The organism is Marinobacter alexandrii, assembly GCA_039984955.1.
Lineage (GTDB): Bacteria > Bacteroidota > Bacteroidia > Cytophagales > Cyclobacteriaceae > Ekhidna.
Genome location: JBDWTN010000007.1, coordinates 3,000,988 through 3,022,515, shown reverse-complemented (window position 1 = coordinate 3,022,515; position 21,528 = coordinate 3,000,988). Strand labels below are relative to the sequence as shown.

Below are 21,528 nucleotides of genomic sequence, written 5' to 3'. Positions count from 1 at the left end.
GATCCGTTTATTTGGATCAGGTTTATGCAAAAGATAACATATATATCAGCACTCTCTTTTATCGTGATTAGTTGTTCCTTTCAACCTCAACCAATCAATTCTAAAGCTTCAAACCCCTTATCAATCAACTTTGAAGTTCATCACAATATCTTGATAGTGGAAGCATATGTCAATGACAAATGGGCAAAATTTATTGTGGACACAGGAGCAAGCACTTCTATTCTTGATTTTAACCAATTTAAGAAATACGATTTTACTTATCACAGAGAATTGGCTTACGGTTTAACAAGCTTCGGAGGAAAATCAGCTCTGATGAAAACTTCACCGGTGACCTTCCATTTAAAAGGACTAGAATCCATAGCGGTCTACCGATTCTCGGCCTCTGACCTGAGTGGGATGAATAGAATACTTGCCAAGGACAATCAGAAAGTACTCGGCATTTTAGGGTCAGATTTTCTTCTCAATCATAGAGCTATCATCGATTATAGTCAAAATAAGATAGTTCTTAATTACCTGAGTCAATAAGAACAAAGACATAGCACTTCGACAAGGAGCAGAATTGATATTCAATAGTAGAGTTTAAAGGTTTTGTTTCCTTTCGGAGTGCTTTTTGAAACAGTATTTATTTCAAAAAATAAGATCAAAAATTCATTGCCTTCTCGGGTAGATATTTCCAATAGCGATGTGGAACATGTTGAAGATGAAGCCTCATGTTCTTTCTTTCCTGAATACAAGTAGCATGAAAATATCGTGCCCACGCTTCCTTAAACATCTTCTCTCCCTTCGCCAATACTGCTTCATTTATTTGATGTGAAGAGACCCACCCAGCATTAGTCAGTGTGATGGTTTGCATCTCATTCAAATCATAATAAAGTCCATAGTCTCGCTTGGTATCATAGATCAGCCACTGCTGATCAGCATATCGTTTTTCAAAATGATCCCCAATGAAGGGGATGACGTCAAAATCCGGAGAGATAGTTGCCGCATATATTTCATCAATCGTTTTTTGAAAGCGAACAAACGCATGCATTCGATGGATCTCTCGGTGCATCATTTTATTAATTTGCTTCATTCTGAGAATTGACTCATCACGGTAATCTATTCTTAATTCTTTTGGACTGGAAAAAGCAGATCGAACAATATTCAAGGCAATATCCTCCGCATCCTGCAACTCGGAATGAAGCACCTTAGTCAACATCTCAATGATTCCTTTGGGAGTTTTTTGCTTAAAACCCTCAACCACTCGATTTGACTTCATTTCATCCGTGATAATCACTCTCGGCTCATCAAACAATCCTTTAGAGTAATTGTTAAGTTTTTGAATAGCTGCATGTTCAATTCTTCGTTCATAGATTTCAAAAATCGTTGTGAAAAACCCTTCTCGAGTTCCATCATAAAGTAGCAGGTCACTCATCAGAACAAATTCATTTGTCCATTGCCTTTTTGATAAATAATGGCAGATCTCACTCGATGAGGGTCGCTTGCAATCATGGGTAATGCTTTCCCTTGCACCTGCATGAAATACTTTGCTCTATTCACTGCCGCGCCCATCTTCTTTACATCTTCCAGACGCACCTTTCCATACCTTCTGGACTTCACAATCATTTGAGCAGTCTTTACCCCTACCCCTGGAATCCGCAAAATCAAATCATAAGGTGCCTTGTTGATATCTACTGGAAACAGATCCGGATTTCTCAGCGCATAAGCCAACTTGGGATCAACTTCTAAATCTAACTCTGGGTGCTTCTCGGAAACAATTTCTGACATTTCAAACCCATAAAATCGAAAGAGCCAATCCGCCTGATACAATCGATTTTCACGTTTAAGCGGAGCTGTTTTCAATGCTGGCAATCTTGTATCCTGGCTTATAGGAATGTATCCGGAATAATAAACCCGTCTTAATTTTTGTTCCGTGTAAAGGTCAGATGAAAGCTGAAGGATTTCCAGATCACGTTCAGGAGAAGCACCTATGATCATTTGCGTGCTTTGCCCGCCAGGAGCAAACGATCCTACCTTCCGATACTTTTTTCGATCTTCCCTGTTCTCATCTATTCGGCTAGTTAGCCAGTTCATAGGCTTGTACACACTCACATGATCCTTTTCCGGAGCAATTTTCTTTAAACTTCTCTCCGAAGGTATTTCAAGATTTACGCTCAACCGATCAGCATAAAGCCCAGCCTCCTCCATTACTTCACTGCTGGCTCCCGGAATGATTTTCAAATGAATATATCCATTGAACCGATGCTCCGTTCTTAGCTTTTTTGCAATGCGAATAAGTCTCTCATTTGTGTAATCTGCATTCTTGAAAATCCCAGAACTCAGAAAAAGCCCCTCGATGTAATTTCTCCTGTAAAAATTGATTGTTAAATCCACTACCTCATCAACTGTAAAAGCAGCACGCTGCACATCATTACTCTTCCGACTTACACAATAGGCACAATCATAAATACAATAATTGGTAAGCAATATCTTAAGCAACGAAATACATCGCCCATCTTCTGAGTAACTATGGCAAATTCCCATTCCTGTCGCATTCCCCAAGCCTTTACCTACATTTTTCCGATTACTTCCACTAGACGCACATGAAACATCATACTTGGCTGCATCAGCCAATATTTCCAATTTCTTCTCTACATTCATTTTCATAATACTAAATTAATTAGTATTACTAAAAATAGTATTATTTAGATGAATTTATAAGACCTGAAATAAATTCAGGGTGACGTTCTAGTTAAGGACTTTTCTCAGGAGTCATGTTGAACTCGTTTCAGCATCCTTATAAAGAACACAAGAAGAGAACAAGCTGTATTTCACCTCTTATGATAGTCGGGCTATTCGCTCTACATGGTGCCGCTACTATCCCGTCTAAGTAGCAGAGGGATTTGCCTTGAACACCATTTCTACCCCCTCCTCCAACTGCTATTCCCAACACACCTCCCTTGAAAAAGAGGATTTTAGTACAAAAATTATAATGGTTTCCAAGCTTTTTAAAACTGTCGATTTCCCCTTTCATAAAGAGGGCTAGAGGACATCTAAATATCTCATTGTCCTTGTCATTGCGCACTTGATGCGTAATCTTCTGTTTCGGCAATCAAAGATGAAGATACCGTGTCAAGCACGGCATGACTTAAGGATATAGATCCTTCGCTGCATGCAATATGTCACTTCAGTATTAAGTGTAATTATTCATTTGTGAAAGATACCTGAACAAGTCCGGCAAGTGTACTTCAAGTCCCGCACTTGTTGCGGGATCTTCTGGAACGTCCAGTAGTTATTAAGCCCACTCCTAAATAAGATTTCCCTCTCCTTTCACTTAAAAAAGAAGTATTGACGGAAGCTCAACTTTAAATATTTTGATTTTTTATAAAAACCTTATCATTACTTAAACAAAAGTTAACCATATTCGTATCTTAAACAAAAGTTAATGATATGAATCTACAGCTTGGTGTCCTTGAAGAAATCATTCTACTCATTCTGCTCGCACAGGAAAACACGTATGGCGTGGAGATCGCTAAGGCCTATGAAGAGCAGTTTGAACAAACCATTTCTTTACCTGCCATCCATGTTGTCCTAAAGCGACTAGAAAAAAAGAAGTTAGTAAAATCCAATATGGGAGAACCTACTTCTGAGCGAGGTGGACGAAGAAAGCGCTTGTACAAAGCCACTCAAGAGGGATTTAGGATTGCACATGAGCTAAAGGAGAAGCGCAACAACCTTTGGCAAGCTATCCCAGGATTTAATTTTCAAGCGATCTAACTAATCTATGGAGCCAAATCCTCCTAAATGGGCAGATAGACTGCTCCAACAAATTTGTCGTGAAGACCTACTTGAAGAGATTCAGGGGGACTTACACGAGTCTTTCTACTGGCGTGTGGATACCAAAGGAAAAGGATTTGCCCAACGTCAATTCATTAAAGAAACGCTCTTAAGCTTTCGCATTTCAAACCTCAAAACATACGATAAAATGGACCGATTACTTACACTCATGAAGAGCCACATCAAAACGGGCTGGAGGTTTCTGTGGAAAACAAAGACCTATTCCTCTATCAATATTCTGGGACTGAGTATCGGAATTGTATTTAGCTGGTTTGCCTATCTGTATGCTTCAGATCAATTGGGCTACAACAAACATATCCCCGAGTCTGAAAATATCTATCGGATGTCTACGCAAGTAAATGTCTTTGATAACTTAATCAATTTCCCGGGTTGCTCGCATGTCTATGTTCAGCAGGTTTTGGACGAACTACCAGAGGTTGATAAGGTAGCCAGATTTACCGATGACAATGCTACCATGAAACTTCCTGAAGGCACCATTGACCAAGAATACCTTATTGCAGAAAAAACCTTGTTAGAGTTTCTAGATTTGGATTTCGTAGAGGGCGATCCTGGTACATTCGAAGCATCAGACAAAGTTGTGATCTCTGAAAAATTAGCTTATAAACTGGACATTAAAGGTCGGGCAGTGGGTTCAGAAATACAACTCTTAGATTCTGCCAACTACGTCACCTATCAGATAGCTGGCGTGTTCAAAGAAATACCTAAAAACACGTCCATACGAGCAGACCTCATCCTCCCCTACGCCAACTATCTGAACGAATCTCCCACCAAGGCGACAAAAACAACCAACTTCGATCTTAGTGTCTTGCTACGAGTTAATCCCTCTACTGATGTTGAAGAATTAAAGGTCAAAATTGGTAAGTTGATGAATCCTGAGGAAACAGACCACTCATACATTGCGAGTCTCGCCCCTTTAGCATCTCTGCATCTTTCAGAGAAATATTATGCTTCCAAAGGGTTTTTACCTGGTGGAAATAGTGAGTTGATCTGGTTCATTGTAATTGCTGGGGTCATGTGCCTCCTCATCTCCATTATAAACTATGCTAATTTCAGCATCTCACTTTACATGAACAGAGCGAGAGAGGTGGCTGTTCGTAAAATCATTGGCTCTGCGAACTCAGGAGTCTTTCAACAACTGATGACCGAATCTTTTCTAACTACAATCTTATCTACTGCACTGGCGGTTGTCTTATATACTGCGCTAGCACCACAATTCTCTCTTCTCGTAGAAAAGCAGTTTGGGTTGGCTGACCTAATCAACTTACAAAACCTGCCAGGATTGTTTTTGATCATCACCTCAATTGCATTGCTAAGCGGATTTTATCCTTCACTTCTCTTATCTAAGCTCAAGATCATCAAGTCACTCAAAGGAGAGCAAAAAATTGGGAAGGGAGTTTTTGTCACTAAAACACTATTGATTGTACAGTTTTCGATTTCGATCATAATGATTGCCTCCATGTTGATCTTCAGAGGACAACTTAATTACCTGGTCAACTTCGACAAAGGATATAATGTCGATAATGTGCTCCGAATTGATATTCCAACTGAATTAATTGGAAGCGGAGAAGAGGAAGTATTTATGAATCATTTGCGAGCCATCCCTGAAATACAATTGGTCACTGGATCAAGTGGGTATGGTATGACTGGTTTTGATGACGGAGAACATCAATTCAGCTTGATGTATGGAAACATAGACAGTACTTATACAGGTGTAATGGGACTTCAAATCATTGAAGGCGAATCCATTCATGATGCTAAAAAACATGGCATAGTAGATGGAGTTTTGGTGAATCAATCGTTCCTATACAAAGTGGGATTAACTAAAAATGCAATTGGGTCGTCTGTTCCTTTTCAGGATAATTCCGTAATCGTAGGTGTGATCAAAGATTATTACGCTTTTGGTCCTGCATCTGAGCTTCGTCCAATGCTTTTCTTTGATGCCCCTGAAGAAAGATCAAATTATCAAATCATGATTAAGTCTGAAGCTGACAGATCAGTTTTAGAAGAAAAAATGGCTGCCGCGTGGGAAGCTGTGTATGATCCAATTCCGCTCAATTATGAATACATGGCCACTGAGTATCGAGAAAAGTTTGAGCAAGAGGATAAAATCTCGAAGATTGCTGGACTGGGGAGCATCATTGCCATATTCATATCAGCTTTTGGGTTGTTAGGTCTCGTGGGACTAACCATCCAGAGAAGGATGAAAGAACTCAGTGTTCGCCGAGTAATGGGAGCTGCTGATCACCAAATTGTATGGATGATGATCAAGAAATTCACTATTCCAATCATTGTGAGCCTAGTCGTAGGCATTTCGCTAAGTGCATACCTAGCAGAGCAGTGGCTAGCAGACTATCACAACCGCATCAGTTTTGGTTGGGAACATGGTGCGATCGCTGCTGTTTCAGTGATTGCTATCCTGGCCATTATCATCGTTGCACAAACAGCCAATGTTACACGATCGAATCCTGTAGTGCACTTGAAGGACGAGTAGGCTATTCTGACTGCTTTACTCCAGCACCTTATCGGCTGCTAAATTAGATAACTGATCATTCAGATCGTAAGGATTCAACTGGGTTATTTCCTGAGATCTTTCTCGTTTGAAAACCGATGGTAATAGCAGAAATCAAAATCAACATAAAGGAGGATAAAAGAATGAGTCCAATGCCTATATTAATTGAATAAGCATATCCAGATTTCCATTCCATTATTGTCAGATAGCTTACTGGAGCTCCAACTAATACAGCAATGATTACAAGCAACAGAAATTCTTTGCTTAGCAGTGTCAAAAGTTGTCCAAGATTGGCACCTAACACCTTTCTTATCCCAATTTCCTTGGTTTTGCGTACCAGTGTAATCATCACTAGTCCATACAATCCCAATACAGCAATAATGATGGATAAGGTGGCAAAAACATTTGATACCCTGCTTACTCGAACATCGTCATCATATAACGAGTCAATCTCATCCTCTAAAAAGAGGTAATCGAAGTAATTACCTGGAAAATATTGATTGTACCGTTTTTCAATAGCCTCTACTAATGCTGGAGTAACCTGCGACGAAAATTTGATGGAGAAGTTATTGCCTGTAGAATAATATGGAAGCAAAAATATAGGCGCAATTTTTCGGTGTAAAGATTCTTGATGAAAGTCTTTCATCACTCCAATGATGGTCCAGTCTTTATTGTAAAAATTAACAGACCTACCTACAGCATCTTCAGGAGAGTCAAATTTCAAAAGTGAAACTGCAGATTCATTAATAATGAAATTTTTTATTGCACCACCGTCAAAGTCATGATCGCTGTAGTTAAAATCTCTACCTGTAATGAATTCGACATTGTACAATTCTGCGAACTCATGATCTATGCTCATGTGGTTGGACGTGAGGTTTTGAGCTTCAGGATCTGCACTTGATGTAATCCTAAATATTCTTCCCATGCCCGAACCGGGCACTCTGTTAGAGATGGTGGCAATCTCTACCCCTGACAATGAACTTAAGTCTTTTTTAAATTGATCTATTTTATAGATAAATGTGCTATCCCAATTAGTCATCACGGGACCATAAACGACTATGGTATTATCTAAATCTATTCCGAGATCTTGATTGACCATATATTCTATTTGACGGGCAATAGCAATGGTTGCAGTTATGAGAATGACGGCTAGGGAAAACTGAAAAACAACCATTCCTTTTCTTAGCCAGGTTATTTCTCCTTTAAGTTGAAAACTCCCTTTTAATACATCTTGGGTACTGAATCTTGTCACCAGTAAGGCAGGATATAGGGCAACTAAAGCAAGTAAAATAAAAAGAATGCCTATCAATAAGATAGGAAAAGGTATGCCCATCACTGATGAAAAAAGGATGATAGACATACTCAAATCCAAGCCTGTCATATTATTGAAGATAGGTTGCAGAATAAAGACAAAACCTATAGATAAAGTGAGAGCGATGAAGTTTAATAGAAGAGTCTCTATGAATGACTGACGAATGATTTGACTTTTTTGAGCACCTACTGACTTTCTGATTCCTACTTCTTTTGCGCGTTGTATAGCTCTACTTGTATTGAGATTGATGTAGTTTACCCAAGCGATGAGCACAATGAAGATAGCGATATATAGCATGAGCCACACTGTCTCCCCATTCGTCACGATTGCCACTTCATATTCCATGGTATCGTCCAGGTGAATTTCATTTAAAGGTTGTAATGAAAACTTTTCGTCATTACCAGTGACTTCCCCTTCTTTGAAATACCTCAGGCTAAAATCTGCAAGTTTGTTATTTAAAGATTCAGGGTTGACGCCCTTTTTGAGTTTGATATAGTGATAAAAATCAGACCATTCCCAACTGGTATCGGCACCCTGCCCTTCAATGGCAATAAACGACTTGTAAGAAGTAATGAAATCAAATTGTAAATGGGAATTCTTGGGGGGATTTTCCATGATTCCTGTGATCATGAAAGATGTTGGATAATTGAAATTGATAGGCTTACCAATCAAGTCGGTTATATTCTCTCCTTTCTTAATCAATTTTTTAGCAAATCTTTCTGTGATTACCATCTTGAAAGCAGCGTCCAAGCACTCTTTCTTATTGCCCTTGATTAACTTATAAGAAAAGAAAGAATGGAAATGCTCATCTGCTATTAGGTAGTCACCTGTCCGATAGACTTGCTCTTCATAGTTGATGAAATTTCCAGTGCTAGGTACCATTCGAGTGTAAGCTTCAATTTCAGGAAAGTCCTTAAACATAGTGGGGCCAATGGTTGGATAAGTGATTGCTCCACGCTGAATTAGCTCTCCATTATGATATCGATCATTGATTACTCGATACATGCGATCTGCATCTTCGTTGAAGTCATCAAAACTCGTTTCAAAAAGCACATATTGAAACATAAGAAGAGATACGGTCATGCCTGCAATGAGCCCAAAGAGGTTGATGCCGGTAAATGTCTTGTTTCGTTTTAGGTCTCGGAAAGAGACTTTCAAATAGTTTTGGATAAGGGCCATATGATTGAGTTTTTTTGAGTTTTGCCTTTTTCTAAGCCTGTGATATCGAAGAAATGCCAGTGCATTTAAGAAGTAATTGAATTTCGCTTTTCTCTCCCCCTTTTTCTTGAGATCGAGAAGGAAGAGTTCCATCAGGTCGCCTTCAATGGATTCCCAGAGTGCTGGATTGCAGCATTTGGAAAGAAGCCAGATTAACTGTTTAGGTGGGGTGACTTTCATCAGTCGAATGCAACTTTAGGTATTCCCGACCATAAATTTTCCCGCATGGATCGTGACGTCCTGAGTGCAGCTTGTCCCGCTTTAGTCACTCGAAACAATAGTTTTCGCTTACCACCACGTTCTGGTGTGGGGTCGCTATACCTTGACTCCAAATAGTCCTTTTCACTGAGTCGCTGAAGTACATTATGCACCGTACTGATCGTAATGGTACGATTGCATTTTTCTTCAATTTCTTGCTTGATCAGGATGCCATAGGCGTTATCAAATAGATTTGCTACGACCAACAATGCGATCTCTTCTAGCTCTCCAAGGTTTGTTCCTTTCATGTGTTGTGTACTGTTTTATTGTTCTAATACTGCCGGCAGAATGTAGTTCTGTAACATATTCTCAACCTGTGATTGATAGGCCTGATTGTATGCTGTAGCCGTGATGATAATGACCAGTGGCTGATCTTTGAAAACAATGACTTTATTCCCTCCATTGCCATTACATAGAAAAGCTTCGTATGATTTGCCATTCACAGAAAATATCTGATTCCAGAATAAGAAGCCATAACCGGGTTGATCTGGTATTTCTGGAAAATAATTTGTCATGGTCTTGGTTACCCATTGTGATGGTAAAATTTGTTTCCCATTCCAAACACCATCGTTTTTGTAGAGTTGGCCATACTTAGCAAAATCTAAGGAATTCATTTCTAACCCTCCTCCAGTATAGGGTACATTTTGCGGGGTATAGAACCATTTATAATTAGAGATTCCCAAAGGTTCAAACAATTTTTTATCTGCAAATTTTTCTAAACCTCCTGGAACAGATTTTTCTATAATATCACCAAGAACCATAACACCGGCTGTAAAATAATCCCATTGCTCACCTACCTTCCTCGTATTATCCATAGATAAATTTAAAGTGGACTCCATCCAATTATCGGTACTTTGTATGTTATCTTCATTTCCAGGCGAATCATAATTACTGTCAGAACCATCAAATCCCGAACTCATGGTCAAGAGACTTTTTAATGTTACAAGATCTTTTTGAGTTGAATAGTTATCAAACTTGGTGAGGTCATAAAATTCGTTGAGTGTTTGATCCGTACTTTTAAGATAGCCTTCTTCAATGGCGATACCTGTTATGGTAGACGCAAAAGATTTTCCAACGGAACGTGTATCATGTAACGTATTCCGATTTGCACCATTAAAATATTCCTCAATGAGAAGTTTACCACCTTTGACAACCACAACACTGGTGATGTCCTTGAATTTATTTTGAGCGATTTTTTGATTGAGTTCTCTAATTTTCTCTTCGTCATAACTATCGCTTGATGGTTCCCAATCATTATTTTTTTCAATTGGCTGAATAGCTATTTGCTCTTCTGACACCTTCTCCGGCTCAGCCAGTTTTAAGTTGATTTCACCTTCAGCAATAATGTCACCAACAATGATTTCGTCATTTTTCAGGTATGGACGTATTTCTATTTTGAGAAGATGTGTTCCTGTTTCTAATGCAGCTTCACCACCATTTTTATAGTAAAAACGCATCCATAAAAACCGACTCCAAAAATCCGTGTTTATCTGACTTAATAATGGGACATGCAAGGTTGTGTTTTTATTTTTGTATTTAGGCGAACCAGCTCCTGTATTGACGTTCTCAGTATAAATGAGATCGCCATCTACATAGAACGAAAGCTGATAATTACCTTTTTTCGTCAATTGCTCCGCTGATAGAGTAGTGTCTAGTTCATGCAGGTAATTGGTCAATGAATTACCAAAAAATGCTCTAATGTAGAATTCGCTATCTTCTTCGATTTCAAAAGAAGATAGAAAATCACTCTCCTTGTATTTATCTAAAGGGATCACCTCAGACGTGAAAATGATTTTACCAAGGTTTGACTTGTGTATAGGGACTGTAATCCCTTCCGTTGGAACAAAACCTGATCCTTCAAGAGATGAATTTTGACCGCATGATGTTAATACAGAGGCTACATTTAGCAGTAGAATAATTGTGAAATTTCTCATAGTATTTTATTTACTCGGCTCTGTAAGTGTTAGTCCTTTTTATTTATTCGACAAAACCGAAATTAATATATTAATCGTAAATGTCGAATAAATAGTTGCGTTTTTATGAAAAGAATAAAAGTTGGAGAGATAAACTGCATTCCAACACTACTTATGCTCACGCTGTACGCCTTGTCGTGGAACAGCTCGGCTCCCATCCCGTATAGATTGCCGAGGGATTTGCCTTGAGTTAATCAAAAGAAAGGTATGAGCTATAAATTGTTAGTTTATAGCTCATGATTAGACTGTTTTCTGAGCTATAAAAAGTAATAACATCATTCTAGTATCTATCTACATCCATGTCTTTTCGACGATAGGAGAAATCTTAAGCATAGATTTCTCGCCTACTCGAAATGACAGGAGTGGACAATGAAGTCTTTCAATTATTAGCTGCGCTCTTGTCGCTTCACACCTCTCACTGCCTCAGCTGTCCATGGGTCATCGGGCCAAGAGTGTTTCGGATAGCGTCTTTTCAGTTCTTTGCGTACTTCAAAATACGTCTCATTCCAGAAGTTTTTAAGATCAGCGGTAACCTGCACAGGCTTGAATCCTGGGGAAAGCAAGTGAATCAATAACGATTGTTTCCCTGCATTAACTGTTGGTGTTTCTGCCATGCCAAATAGCTCCTGTACTCGAGCAGCTAAGACCGGTGCTTCACCATTGTCCCGATACATGATCTTGATCGATGAACCACTCGGTACTTCTATCTTGGATGGGGCTAACTTATTCACACGTTGCTGCATATCATACTCAAGCGAATTGAAGAGCACTGCATACAGGTTGATTTTCTTCAAATCCTGTGGCTTTTTGATATCATTCAGGTATGGTGAAAGCCATTCTCCATTGGTCATTGATAACGTATCTGTACTCAGGTCTGGCCAGGCCTCAGATGGCCTCCATTTTCGCAAACTTAAAATTCGATTCTGTAGCTGTTCCACATCTTCATTCCAATCCAAAAGTGTGCGCCCTTCTTTTTTGATTGCATCTACTATTGCTTGCTGCAAGTGCGATGGATCGGAATCCGCAAGCGGGACAGATTTCAATACAATACTTCCAATTCTTAGGTCTTTCGTGGCAACCAGGCCTCCATCTTCGGTATCCCATTCGACTACTTCTATCTCTTTGACACGAGAAGCCAAATCTTTCGGATTGAGAGGAGAGGCCATAAAAATTTTGCCCATGCCATCTCTCGCATCCAAGTTGGCAATCGCTAGCCATGATTCATGTGCCAGATCATCCTTGTGCCCTGCTGAAGCTATGCGTCCATTCGCTAGCTTAAACTGAGCATTGTTGCCTGGTCGAGCAAAGGCGATGCGCTCAGGAAATGCATGGGTCAATAGGAGGCCTGTTTCATAAGGATCAAACTCGTCGTTATCTGGTTCTTCATCAAACAGTTTTCGATAAGAAGCAGACACCTTTTCTATCCGATCAAATCTTCCTCCTTTTCTATTCTCTCTACGGTGCGTACGTAAAACTTCTATGCGCGTATTGATATCAATACCTGCTTCTCTTCCCAATGGGTCTCGCTCTTCCAACATTGCTGCTATATCAGCCGCTAGCGCAACCAAATCTTCCTCCTCTGCCATAATCAGCATATGTGCTAGTCTTGGATGGCACGGCAAAGCATGCATGTTTTTGCCATGCTCCGTGATTTTTCCATCCTCTAGTGCATCTAGCTGGTGCAAGGTGTCTAGAGCAGCCATCCACGCTCCTCTTGGTGGTGGACTCAGCCATGTTAATTGATTGGGATCAGTGATGCCCCATTGTGCAAGATCTAATGCTAATGATGCAAGGTCCGCCTCCATGATTTCTGGAATACGATGAGGTTGCAATCGTTCATCAGTCGCTTTGGACCACATCCGATAGCATACACCAGCACTTAATCGTCCCGCTCGTCCCGCTCGCTGATCAGCAGAATCTTTTGATATCTGAATGGTCTCTAACCGAGACAACCCTGCTTTGGGATCCCATTTCATTGTTCTACCAAAACCTGTATCCACTACAATCTTGATTCCCTCAATCGTTAAACTAGTTTCAGCAATGTTTGTAGCTAACACCACTTTTCGCTTGCCATCTCGATTCGGGAGAATGGCTGCCTTCTGCTTGCCATATGGAAGTTGGCCATATAGTGGATGCAACGCAAACCCTTTCAGCTTAGACCGAAGGATTCCTTCACATTTGGTAATCTCCCCTTGCCCTGGAAAAAATGCTAGCACATCTCCTTCATGATCTTTTGTGGCCTTTACAATCACATTGGCTGTCATCTCGGCAATCATCATCATGTCTTGATCACCCGCATGAAATACTTCTACCGGATATTGCCGCCCCTTACTCTCTACTACTTCTGCTTTAAGTGCGCTTGTAAGCTGAGGCATATCCAGAGTTGCAGACATTACCATAATCTTAAGATCTGATCGTAGTACCTGCTGCGATTCTCTACAAAGTGCGAGTGCTACATCGGCATGAATACTTCGTTCATGAAATTCATCGAAGATCACCAGCCCTATTCCTTCCAAAGAATTATCTCCATGTAGCATGCGCGTAAGAATCCCTTCGGTTACCACCTCAATCTTCGTCTGCTCACTCACCCTTGTTTCGAACCGAATGCGATAGCCAATGGTCTCTCCTGCCTCCTCTCCTATCAGTTCGGCCATCCGCATGGCAATGGATTTGGCTGCCAACCGACGAGGTTCCAGCATAATAATTTTTTGACCTTCAAGCCATGCTTCCTCGATCAAAGCCAATGGCAGCAACGTGCTCTTTCCTGCTCCTGGAGGAGCATGTACAATCAAGGTGGAAGATGACGACAGGTGATGCTTTACATCATCAATAACATCTACTATAGGAAGATCAATGGATTTTGGATCGAAGGACATAAGCCGCGAAGTTAGACACAAGTGTCTTCTATCATGAAAGACTTCCGATGTTTTGAAAACATCGGAAGTCTGATGCTATCGACAAGTATTTTAGGAAGATGCCGTGTCTAGCACGGCATGACATTTCAGTGGTTTGTCATACCGCACTTGATGCGGTATCTTCAGATGAGAATATGAAAAGAGAAAAACGCTGACTCGGAGGACCGCATGCCATACAAAGAATACTACGTTTATATTCTCACAAATTATTCTAAGACAGTACTTTATACCGGAATGACCAATGACATTGAACGGAGAATATTTGAGCATAAACAAAAACTAGATCCCAAATCTTTTACAAGAAAATATCAAGTGGATCAACTTATGTGGTTTGAGACTCATAATGACGTAAACGAAGCAATCAAAAGAGAAAAACTGATCAAGAAATGGAAGCGACAATGGAAAGTTGAGCTTATTGAGAAAGAAAATCCAAAGTGGGAAGATTTATCTAAGAATTGGTCTTGACGATAGTTCAATAAATCAGTGCCTCTTAGTAATCGAAGTTTCCAAGAAAGAAATAGGATGCCGTCAATTCCATTGCGGATCAAGCACGGTATGACAGAATGATATAATATGGCGCTACTCCAACTTGTCATACCATACTTGATACGGTATCTTCAGAATAGCAGAAAATGCGTGTTAGGCATGGTATGACACTTCCTTGCAGAGTCAAGAAATACTTTCAAGGCAAATTCTTTAGCAACCCAGACGGGATAGGCGCGACATCCCCGGACTGAAAGGGAGGGATATAGCAGATAGCCTGCCTTTGCCGGCAGGCCCGAATATCAGCAGATGTAGAAAGTGACTAGTTCTCTCCTAAGAAAGAAAAAGGCGTAAGCCCTTTGGCCCACACCTTCTTAGTCTGAGTTGGTATCCTTTTTACTCTTCGCTTTTTTCTAAGCTTCTAGTAATGAAAAAGCCTACAACCAAACCTAGCCCTCCAAAAATGAACAACATGGATGGGATCAAAACATCTTCATCCATACGTAGCGATATGGCCAGATAATTACCAATGAATACACCTGTTCCTATGCCCATAAAGAGTAAGGCGATGTTGAGGATGAACTTGGCTATTGAGAATTTCACTCCCTTGGTAGCAAACAATGAAGCGTCTACTCCTTTTTCAATGAGTGCGAGGCGCTCCTTGTTTCGGGTGGTCAGAAATACATACGCTATTCCGAAGACTGTACCGAAGAGCGCTAAGAATACTATAAGAGGTTCCATATGTTTTATTTAAATTAATATTCGAATTCAAGGTCATTGACTACCCCTTTCGGAAGGAGGTTACAAAAAGTTAAAATTTATCGTAACCGATCCTCTATTCATGTAGTCTAAGGTGAAAATGAGCATGAAGACCGAAGCTGAACTTATCGAACGAATCCTGGCTGGAGAGTGGCGCAACTTTGCGATCCTGGTGGATAAGTATGAAGCTAAAGTGTATAGTTATGTTCATTACCTGATGGGAAACAAAGAGGATGCTGAGGAGGTCGTACAGGATACTTTTGTGAAGGCGTATCGCTCATTGAGTCAATTTCGGGGTGAGGCAGCTTTTTCTACCTGGCTTATCCGTATTGCATATTTTGGATGCTTGACAAGGTTTCGGCTAAAGGTGCATGATAAAGTATCAATAGAGAAAGCTGAAACTTCTCATGCAGCAGGAGAGGATGGCCCATCAAGAAAATTGGATTTGGATGATCGAAGTGCCATTCTGGCGAAAGCATTGGATCAACTCAAACCGGATGAAAGATCTGTAGTAACTTTATTTTATTATAGTGAATCATCCATCAAGGAGATTTCAGAAGTAACAGATTTGACAATTTCCAATGTGAAAATTTTGCTACATAGAAGTAGAAAGAAGCTATTGGAGATTTTAAAAGAAATGGGAGTTAAAGAAAATACACTATAGCATGAGCGGAGAAGATCAATTTTTAAAGACCCTGTTTAAGGAAAGTGAGACTAAGCCTGTTTTAGATATTACCGAACAGGTGATGCAGCGTATCGATAAGTCATCTGAAGTATTTGAATACCAACCACTAATCAGTAAGCAAGCTTGGGTAATTATAGGTGGGCTGTTTTTTGGAACACTCATCTATCTGTTTATGCAAACAGAAAGTGTGGCCATCAAAACGCCAGAATTGATGAACGTTCTAAGCAGTGGGCTTCTTAAAGTACGAAATAACTTCACTATTGACTGGGGGGCAATGCAACTTCCTGAGATTCCTTCTACCCTGCTTATTTCTATAGCTGCAATAAACATTATTGGTATATATCTGATGGTAAGCTATCGGTGGAAGCGTGGGATGTTTAGGTAAAAAAATTCTTTCCCCTGAAGAGGATATGCTCAATAAAGACATCTACCAAGAGATAGAATAAATTATAGTATATCGTTATTCGATTGGCTTGTTGGCGTCAAAACTGATTACTGTATCTTTAATCTTATAAGATTTCTACTTCTTACTCACTCTCACTCATTTAATTAATGAGGTCTTATTTTGCATAATCTTACTAACACCACTCACTATGCGATTCTTCGTAATCCTGCTTATCTGCGCTCTAAACAGCTATGTGTTCGCTCAATCGAAAAAAACTACTTTGATTGACTCTCTTATGAAGGATGGTCAGCAATTATTAGATAATTCTCTTCATGAGGAGAGTATAAAAGTTTATAGCCGAGTTAAGGCCCTATCTATTGAAATTGACTCAATGGAGGTATTCTTTACCGCTGAAAATAGAATCATTCAAAATCTGTGGAGATTAAACAAATTAGAAGAAGCTCAAGAGTTAGCATCTAAAAACCTTGAGAAAGAACTAGCACACTTCGGACCGACTCATAAAATCGTTGGAGAGACCTATTTACAAAAAGGCATCATTTGCATGTTCCAAGGGGAAAATCAACAGGCAGTTGATCACTTTAAAGAGACAGAAAGAATCTCTAAGCCACTTGGAAAAGAGGGCCTCTCGGGGCTGAGTGCAGTTTATGTAAATATGGGATACATCTACATTCAAACCGGTAATTTCGAAGAATTACTCAAAACCTATAAAAAGGCCTATGAAATAGATAAAGAACTTTATGGAAATGATCATTTATTTGTTGCAGAAGATCTAAACAACCTTGCCTCTATATATATAGATAGAGGAATGAATGATCGTGCGATTGAGTATCTAGAGAATGCAGTAAATATTCTTGTTAGACTAAAAAATACTGGTTCTTTATATGCCGATGTTTTGGGAAATCTCGGAAAGGCTTTTATCAACACAAATCAGTTCAGAAAAGGACATGAACTTTTTAATAAATCGATTCAGATCTATACCAATCTATTTGGAGAAGAGAATTTATCAATAGCCTCTTTTTATCATACCATTTCATACGGATTTAAAGAAAATGAAAATTTTGATTCCAGTCTTTATTATTTAAAAAAGTGTCTCGTATTCGAAGAAGATCTGAAAAAATCAAATCCATATAATCAGGTTTTTATTTATCGAGATTTATCGAGATGCTATTCGGAAACAGGAGATTCCGCCAAAGCATTGGCTTACAATGACAAGGCATTTCAATTAGTTGACAACACTTCAAAATCAAGCGATTTGTATGGGATTCTTTTTGACAATAGATCGAAAATATACAGTCGATTCAAGGCTTATGATCAGGCCGTGGACCATTTAAAAAGTGCAATTGATAATTACACTCAAAATTCGAAAAGTTATTTATTCGCAACATGGAGAAATCTTGCGCTTGTTTATCGAGATAGTGGTGATTTAGATGATGCCCTCATCGCTTTACAGGAAAGCATGAAATTCAATCATTTACACTGGAATTATGAAAACGTCTATGACAATCCACCACTTGAAGGAGTAATTGATCAAGAGGATTTATTCGATGCGTTAGATATTAAAGCAGAGGTATTGAGTAGTATGTATCAAAGAAATCCTGAAAAAATAATTTTGGAAGCAGCCTTGGCAGCTTACGAATTGTTGAATAAAACAATAATTAATCAACGGATCGATTTCACTAGAATTCAAGACAAAATAGACTTAAGCTCTTATACACATCGAATTTACGAAGGTGCTATAGAATTAAACCACCTTGCGTATTTACATACAAAAAACGAAGAGTACCTTAAGAACTGTTTTTATTACTCTGAGGTAGACAAATCGGTCACGCTCAGTGAAGTTTTAAGTGAGAGAACTTTGTTAAAAGAAATCCTTGCCCCTGAAATAATTGATCTGGAACAAGACCTGAAACTAAATATCAATCACTACCATTCGATGCTACTAAATGAATCAGATTCATTGAAGATTGATTTTTATCAAAGTAGACTCTTTGTGCTAAACCAAAAGAAGGATAGCTTGTTGGAGGTTATCAAAAACAATCACCAAGACCATTTCAAATCAAGATATCGTACTTCTATCCCAAGTATTGATAAGATCCAATCTAAACTTGAGAGTAAAACAGCTGTCCTGGAATATTTTGTTGGAGACAACACTACTTACGGATTTTTACTTACGAACAAGCATTCTCTAATCCAGGTAATTGGGGAATCACAACCACTGGTAGGTCTTATAAAAGATTTCAATTCCGGTTTTGAAAATGCTGAAATGATAACAGATGATCTGCTGATAAATTCATCTTTATTGTACGATAAATTGATAATGCCTTTTGAGAATACACTCGAAAAGGAGTCCATTGATAAGCTTGTTATTATTCCTAGCGGAGCAACTCATTTGATACCCTTTGACCTACTGGTCAAGTCAACAAAAAAAGATCCACCAAAGAACTTTAAAGAAGCAGAATATTTAATTAAGAGATATTCTATAAGGATCAACTACATAGCTGATTTTCAAAACACCGATCATGTAAGATCAAATGCACCTAAGGTCCTGGCTTTTGCTCCTTCATATGACAATCTGACCGATCCCTATCGGTTGGAACAATTGACTCGATTTAGAGATGATTATGTGCCATTAAAGTGGAATGACGATGAGATTGCTACAATAAGTAATTTCTTTTCCACTGATGAAAATCAAGGAGAATCTGCAACTGAGCAAAACTTCAAAAAGAAGGCAAAAGCGTTCGATGTTCTTCACCTGGCCATGCATGCTTTTGTGGATGATGATGATCCTATGAAATCAAAGTTTGTTTTTACTAATAGTATCGATAGTACTGAAGATAACCTCCTTCATACGTTTGAATTATTCAATATGGATCTTGAAGCAGATCTGGCAATACTAAGTGCATGTAAAACGGGAACCGGTAAACTAGTTAATGGCGAAGGAGTAATAAGCTTAGCGAAAGGATTTAGCTATGCAGGTGTGCAAAATGTAATCATGAGTTACTGGCAAGTAGATGATGAATCCACGAGCGAACTAATGAGCCATTATTATGAATTACTAGCGGATGGTAAAGGCAAAAGTGAGGCGTTGAGGCTATCAAAGCTACACTTCTTAGAAAATGCAAGTCCAAATAAGTCACATCCTTTTTTCTGGGGTGCATTTGTTCTTGTTGGTGATGACTACCCATTAGTTAGGAAAAATAATCTAACGTTTATAATTCTTCTATTTAGCCTAATAGTTCTTCTCACTTTCCTCTATTTCCTTAAACAGAGATTCACGTAAAAGATCCTCAACCTTTTCCATAAAGTCAGTATTTCTTTCTTTCAGAGATTTCAGGAGATTATATGATTTCTCAATCTGATCTGTACGCAAGTAAGTAATTGCAAGATACCAATCTCGATTATCCTGTATCATTTGGCTTTCTGCATCATTAATCTGATTAAGTATGGCTAGAGCTTGATCCCAATTACCAAGTGATAGATGACAGTTTGATATAACTAGCCGGAATTGACCTGTAGGTTCTTCAACCTGAATAAGTTCATCTAGTGCAACCTCAAAATCACCTTCCAAATAAGCAAGGATTCCTTTGTTGATTATCGGAGCGTCACTCCTTGCTATCACCACTCCATCATAAGGTGTATAATGTCTTTGGAAAATTGCTTGATTAGAACTACTCTCAGGTAACACCTTGATCAGAATTGCCATAACAGATACCACCAGTAATAGGGAAGCGGCAATCTTTAATAAAAAGGATTTAGACTTTTTCTCAGGCTCACCAATTATACTCATTCTCCTTCGAAAATCTTCTACTTCATCATCCAGTTGAATGGTTTTTCCAAGTTCTAACAGAACACGATCTGGATTTGATTCTGTCAAATTGCTTAACTCTTTTTCAATTTCATCTTTTCTTGATACTGAAGTGGACGCATCAAAATACTCATCAATCAGCTTCTTTTTATCACTCATTGGTCAACTCTTTAAAAATAGGATCTTGCTTAATATTTTCAATTAATTTCTCCTGACAGTTATGCTTTCTTTTCCGTGCATAACCTTCACTGGAGAATCCTAGCTGATCAGCGATTTCTTTCATTTTTATTCCTTTAAAGAATAGTTGAAGTAATTTCTTGCAACTATCGGTGAGTTCTCTAAAGTGCTGGACATACAAATCTTGTTTCTCATTATTAATGATCATTTCCTCTAAATCGTTACCCAATTCATCTTCAATACCACTCAATTTTGTTTCGCTGTTTCTTTTTTTCCTCAATTCTGCTAGCCATTTGCGCTTTGCAATTCCAAAGACGTACGTTTCTATCGACGAGGTTAATTGAAAGTCAGATGCCTTAGAAGATCGGAAAAGAACTATTAAGGAATCTTGTAATAGGTCTTTTGCCTCCTCTATGTTACCTCCATTCCGATACACATGTGATGTGAGCAGAGGCAACAGCTTATGATGAAGGTTCTTCAGGAATTTATCATCCTTCATTAACTCATGAATATCATTTCGAAAACTTTTTTTCAACACAGGGTAACGAATTCTTTGATGAAGAAATAAAGAGACAATGCTAGCAGTAAAATCTAAAACAAATTATTAATTAAATGTAAAACAATGAGAAAACTATTAATTCTAACATTATTAGCTGCATTCATCTACTCATGTAATGATTCTTATGAGGAGGTGGAGTTAACGCCATTTGAAACTAGTTCAGTAGCATCTCAAGATATTGCTGGCTCAATCTTAAGGATTTTTCAAGCAGATTATAATAGGGGATTCACAACAGGTCAAAGTGATGGCCAAAATCTAATCGATGACACTTTTTATGAGGGTAATTGCTTAGAAGGATCACTTTTTCAAGTCGAAAACGAAAATGGATTATGTTATTATACAACTCCATCACAGTTGAATACAATGAATCAATTCATCATAGATTATAATGCAAATCTTGATGAACTCATTAGCTCCACTTCTGGTGCTACTCGAGCCTTTCATACTGGTATAAAGGAAGGGTTTAACCTGGAGGTTTGTGAGTTTGGATATAAATATGGCTATGCTACCTTTTGTGCATTCATAGGTGAAGGACCTTCTGGTCCTGGTCCCGGTCCTGGTCCTGGTCCTGGTCCTGGTCCTGACGATCCAGTAGGTGGATGTGGTGATCAGATAATCTGTAATTAAGATTC

General features: G+C 38.9%; 18 protein-coding genes. 8 read left to right on the top strand and 10 right to left on the bottom strand.

Features of this window, described 5'->3' with window-relative positions:
- Positions 1–24 precede the first annotated feature (24 nt).
- The gene (locus ABJQ32_19740) at positions 25–525 is read left to right on the top strand and encodes an aspartyl protease family protein (GenBank protein MEP5291898.1); all 501 of its coding nucleotides are present in this window, start codon (positions 25–27) and stop codon (positions 523–525) included.
- Positions 526–640: 115 nt separating this feature from the next.
- Here ABJQ32_19740 and ABJQ32_19735 read toward each other — a convergent pair whose 3' ends face one another.
- From ABJQ32_19735 to ABJQ32_19725, 3 genes are all read right to left on the bottom strand, one after another.
- On the bottom strand, positions 641–1,414 hold the full coding sequence (locus ABJQ32_19735; GenBank protein ID MEP5291897.1) for a TIGR03915 family putative DNA repair protein: 774 nt from the start codon (positions 1,412–1,414) through the stop codon (positions 641–643).
- Positions 1,414–2,646: a putative DNA modification/repair radical SAM protein gene (locus ABJQ32_19730; protein ID MEP5291896.1), complete on the bottom strand. Its 1,233-nt coding sequence runs from the start codon at positions 2,644–2,646 to the stop codon at positions 1,414–1,416. The genes ABJQ32_19735 and ABJQ32_19730 overlap by 1 nt, the downstream gene beginning before the upstream one ends.
- Before the next feature lie 130 nt (positions 2,647–2,776).
- Positions 2,777–3,013, bottom strand: a complete 237-nt coding sequence (locus ABJQ32_19725; GenBank protein ID MEP5291895.1) for a hypothetical protein — start codon at positions 3,011–3,013, stop codon at positions 2,777–2,779.
- Between the two features lie 416 nt (positions 3,014–3,429).
- On the opposite strand from ABJQ32_19725, the gene ABJQ32_19720 reads away from it, so the two are divergent.
- A complete protein-coding gene (locus ABJQ32_19720) occupies positions 3,430–3,756 on the top strand; it encodes a PadR family transcriptional regulator (protein ID MEP5291894.1) in 327 nt (108 codons plus the stop codon).
- Between the two features lie 7 nt (positions 3,757–3,763).
- Positions 3,764–6,328, top strand: coding sequence for an FtsX-like permease family protein (locus ABJQ32_19715; GenBank protein MEP5291893.1), 2,565 nt, complete (start codon positions 3,764–3,766; stop codon positions 6,326–6,328).
- Between the two features lie 55 nt (positions 6,329–6,383).
- Here ABJQ32_19715 and ABJQ32_19710 read toward each other — a convergent pair whose 3' ends face one another.
- The 4 genes from ABJQ32_19710 to hrpB form a co-directional block, all read right to left on the bottom strand.
- Complete coding sequence (locus ABJQ32_19710) at positions 6,384–9,056, bottom strand: ABC transporter permease (GenBank protein ID MEP5291892.1); 2,673 nt, start codon at positions 9,054–9,056, stop codon at positions 6,384–6,386.
- The gene (locus ABJQ32_19705) at positions 9,056–9,382 is read right to left on the bottom strand and encodes a helix-turn-helix transcriptional regulator (GenBank protein MEP5291891.1); all 327 of its coding nucleotides are present in this window, start codon (positions 9,380–9,382) and stop codon (positions 9,056–9,058) included. Before ABJQ32_19705 ends, ABJQ32_19710 begins: the two co-directional genes overlap by 1 nt.
- Positions 9,383–9,397: 15 nt before the next feature.
- Positions 9,398–11,068, bottom strand: a complete 1,671-nt coding sequence (locus tag ABJQ32_19700; GenBank protein MEP5291890.1) for a serine hydrolase — start codon at positions 11,066–11,068, stop codon at positions 9,398–9,400.
- A 425-nt stretch (positions 11,069–11,493) separates the two neighbouring features.
- Positions 11,494–13,983 carry an ATP-dependent helicase HrpB gene (gene hrpB, locus ABJQ32_19695; GenBank protein MEP5291889.1) on the bottom strand — a complete coding sequence of 830 codons (2,490 nt, stop codon included), beginning with the start codon at positions 13,981–13,983 and terminating at the stop codon, positions 11,494–11,496.
- A gap of 207 nt (positions 13,984–14,190) precedes the next feature.
- On the opposite strand from hrpB, the gene ABJQ32_19690 reads away from it, so the two are divergent.
- Entirely contained in the window at positions 14,191–14,487 is a 297-nt protein-coding gene (locus ABJQ32_19690; protein MEP5291888.1) for a GIY-YIG nuclease family protein, read from the top strand.
- Between the two features lie 414 nt (positions 14,488–14,901).
- On the opposite strand, the gene ABJQ32_19685 is transcribed toward ABJQ32_19690, so the two are convergent.
- Entirely contained in the window at positions 14,902–15,246 is a 345-nt protein-coding gene (locus ABJQ32_19685; GenBank protein ID MEP5291887.1) for a DUF6249 domain-containing protein, read from the bottom strand.
- Positions 15,247–15,370: 124 nt separating this feature from the next.
- On the opposite strand from ABJQ32_19685, the gene ABJQ32_19680 reads away from it, so the two are divergent.
- The 3 genes from ABJQ32_19680 (at position 15,371) to ABJQ32_19670 (ending at position 19,635) form a co-directional block, all read left to right on the top strand.
- Positions 15,371–15,928 (top strand): RNA polymerase sigma factor, encoded by a 558-nt coding sequence (locus ABJQ32_19680; GenBank protein MEP5291886.1) that lies wholly within the window; start codon positions 15,371–15,373, stop codon positions 15,926–15,928.
- A 1-nt stretch (position 15,929) separates the two neighbouring features.
- Positions 15,930–16,334, top strand: a complete 405-nt coding sequence (locus ABJQ32_19675) for a hypothetical protein (protein MEP5291885.1) — start codon at positions 15,930–15,932, stop codon at positions 16,332–16,334.
- Between the two features lie 208 nt (positions 16,335–16,542).
- Positions 16,543–19,635 carry a CHAT domain-containing tetratricopeptide repeat protein gene (locus ABJQ32_19670; GenBank protein ID MEP5291884.1) on the top strand — a complete coding sequence of 1,031 codons (3,093 nt, stop codon included), beginning with the start codon at positions 16,543–16,545 and terminating at the stop codon, positions 19,633–19,635.
- Here ABJQ32_19670 and ABJQ32_19665 read toward each other — a convergent pair.
- Both ABJQ32_19665 and ABJQ32_19660 read right to left on the bottom strand, forming a co-directional pair.
- Positions 19,585–20,319: a tetratricopeptide repeat protein gene (locus ABJQ32_19665; GenBank protein ID MEP5291883.1), complete on the bottom strand. Its 735-nt coding sequence runs from the start codon at positions 20,317–20,319 to the stop codon at positions 19,585–19,587. The two genes, ABJQ32_19670 and ABJQ32_19665, sit on opposite strands and share 51 nt — an antisense overlap.
- Positions 20,312–20,836: a sigma-70 family RNA polymerase sigma factor gene (locus tag ABJQ32_19660; GenBank protein MEP5291882.1), complete on the bottom strand. Its 525-nt coding sequence runs from the start codon at positions 20,834–20,836 to the stop codon at positions 20,312–20,314. The genes ABJQ32_19665 and ABJQ32_19660 overlap by 8 nt, the downstream gene beginning before the upstream one ends.
- Positions 20,837–20,959: 123 nt before the next feature.
- On the opposite strand from ABJQ32_19660, the gene ABJQ32_19655 reads away from it, so the two are divergent.
- Positions 20,960–21,523, top strand: a complete 564-nt coding sequence (locus ABJQ32_19655) for a hypothetical protein (protein MEP5291881.1) — start codon at positions 20,960–20,962, stop codon at positions 21,521–21,523.
- Positions 21,524–21,528: the final 5 nt, after the last annotated feature.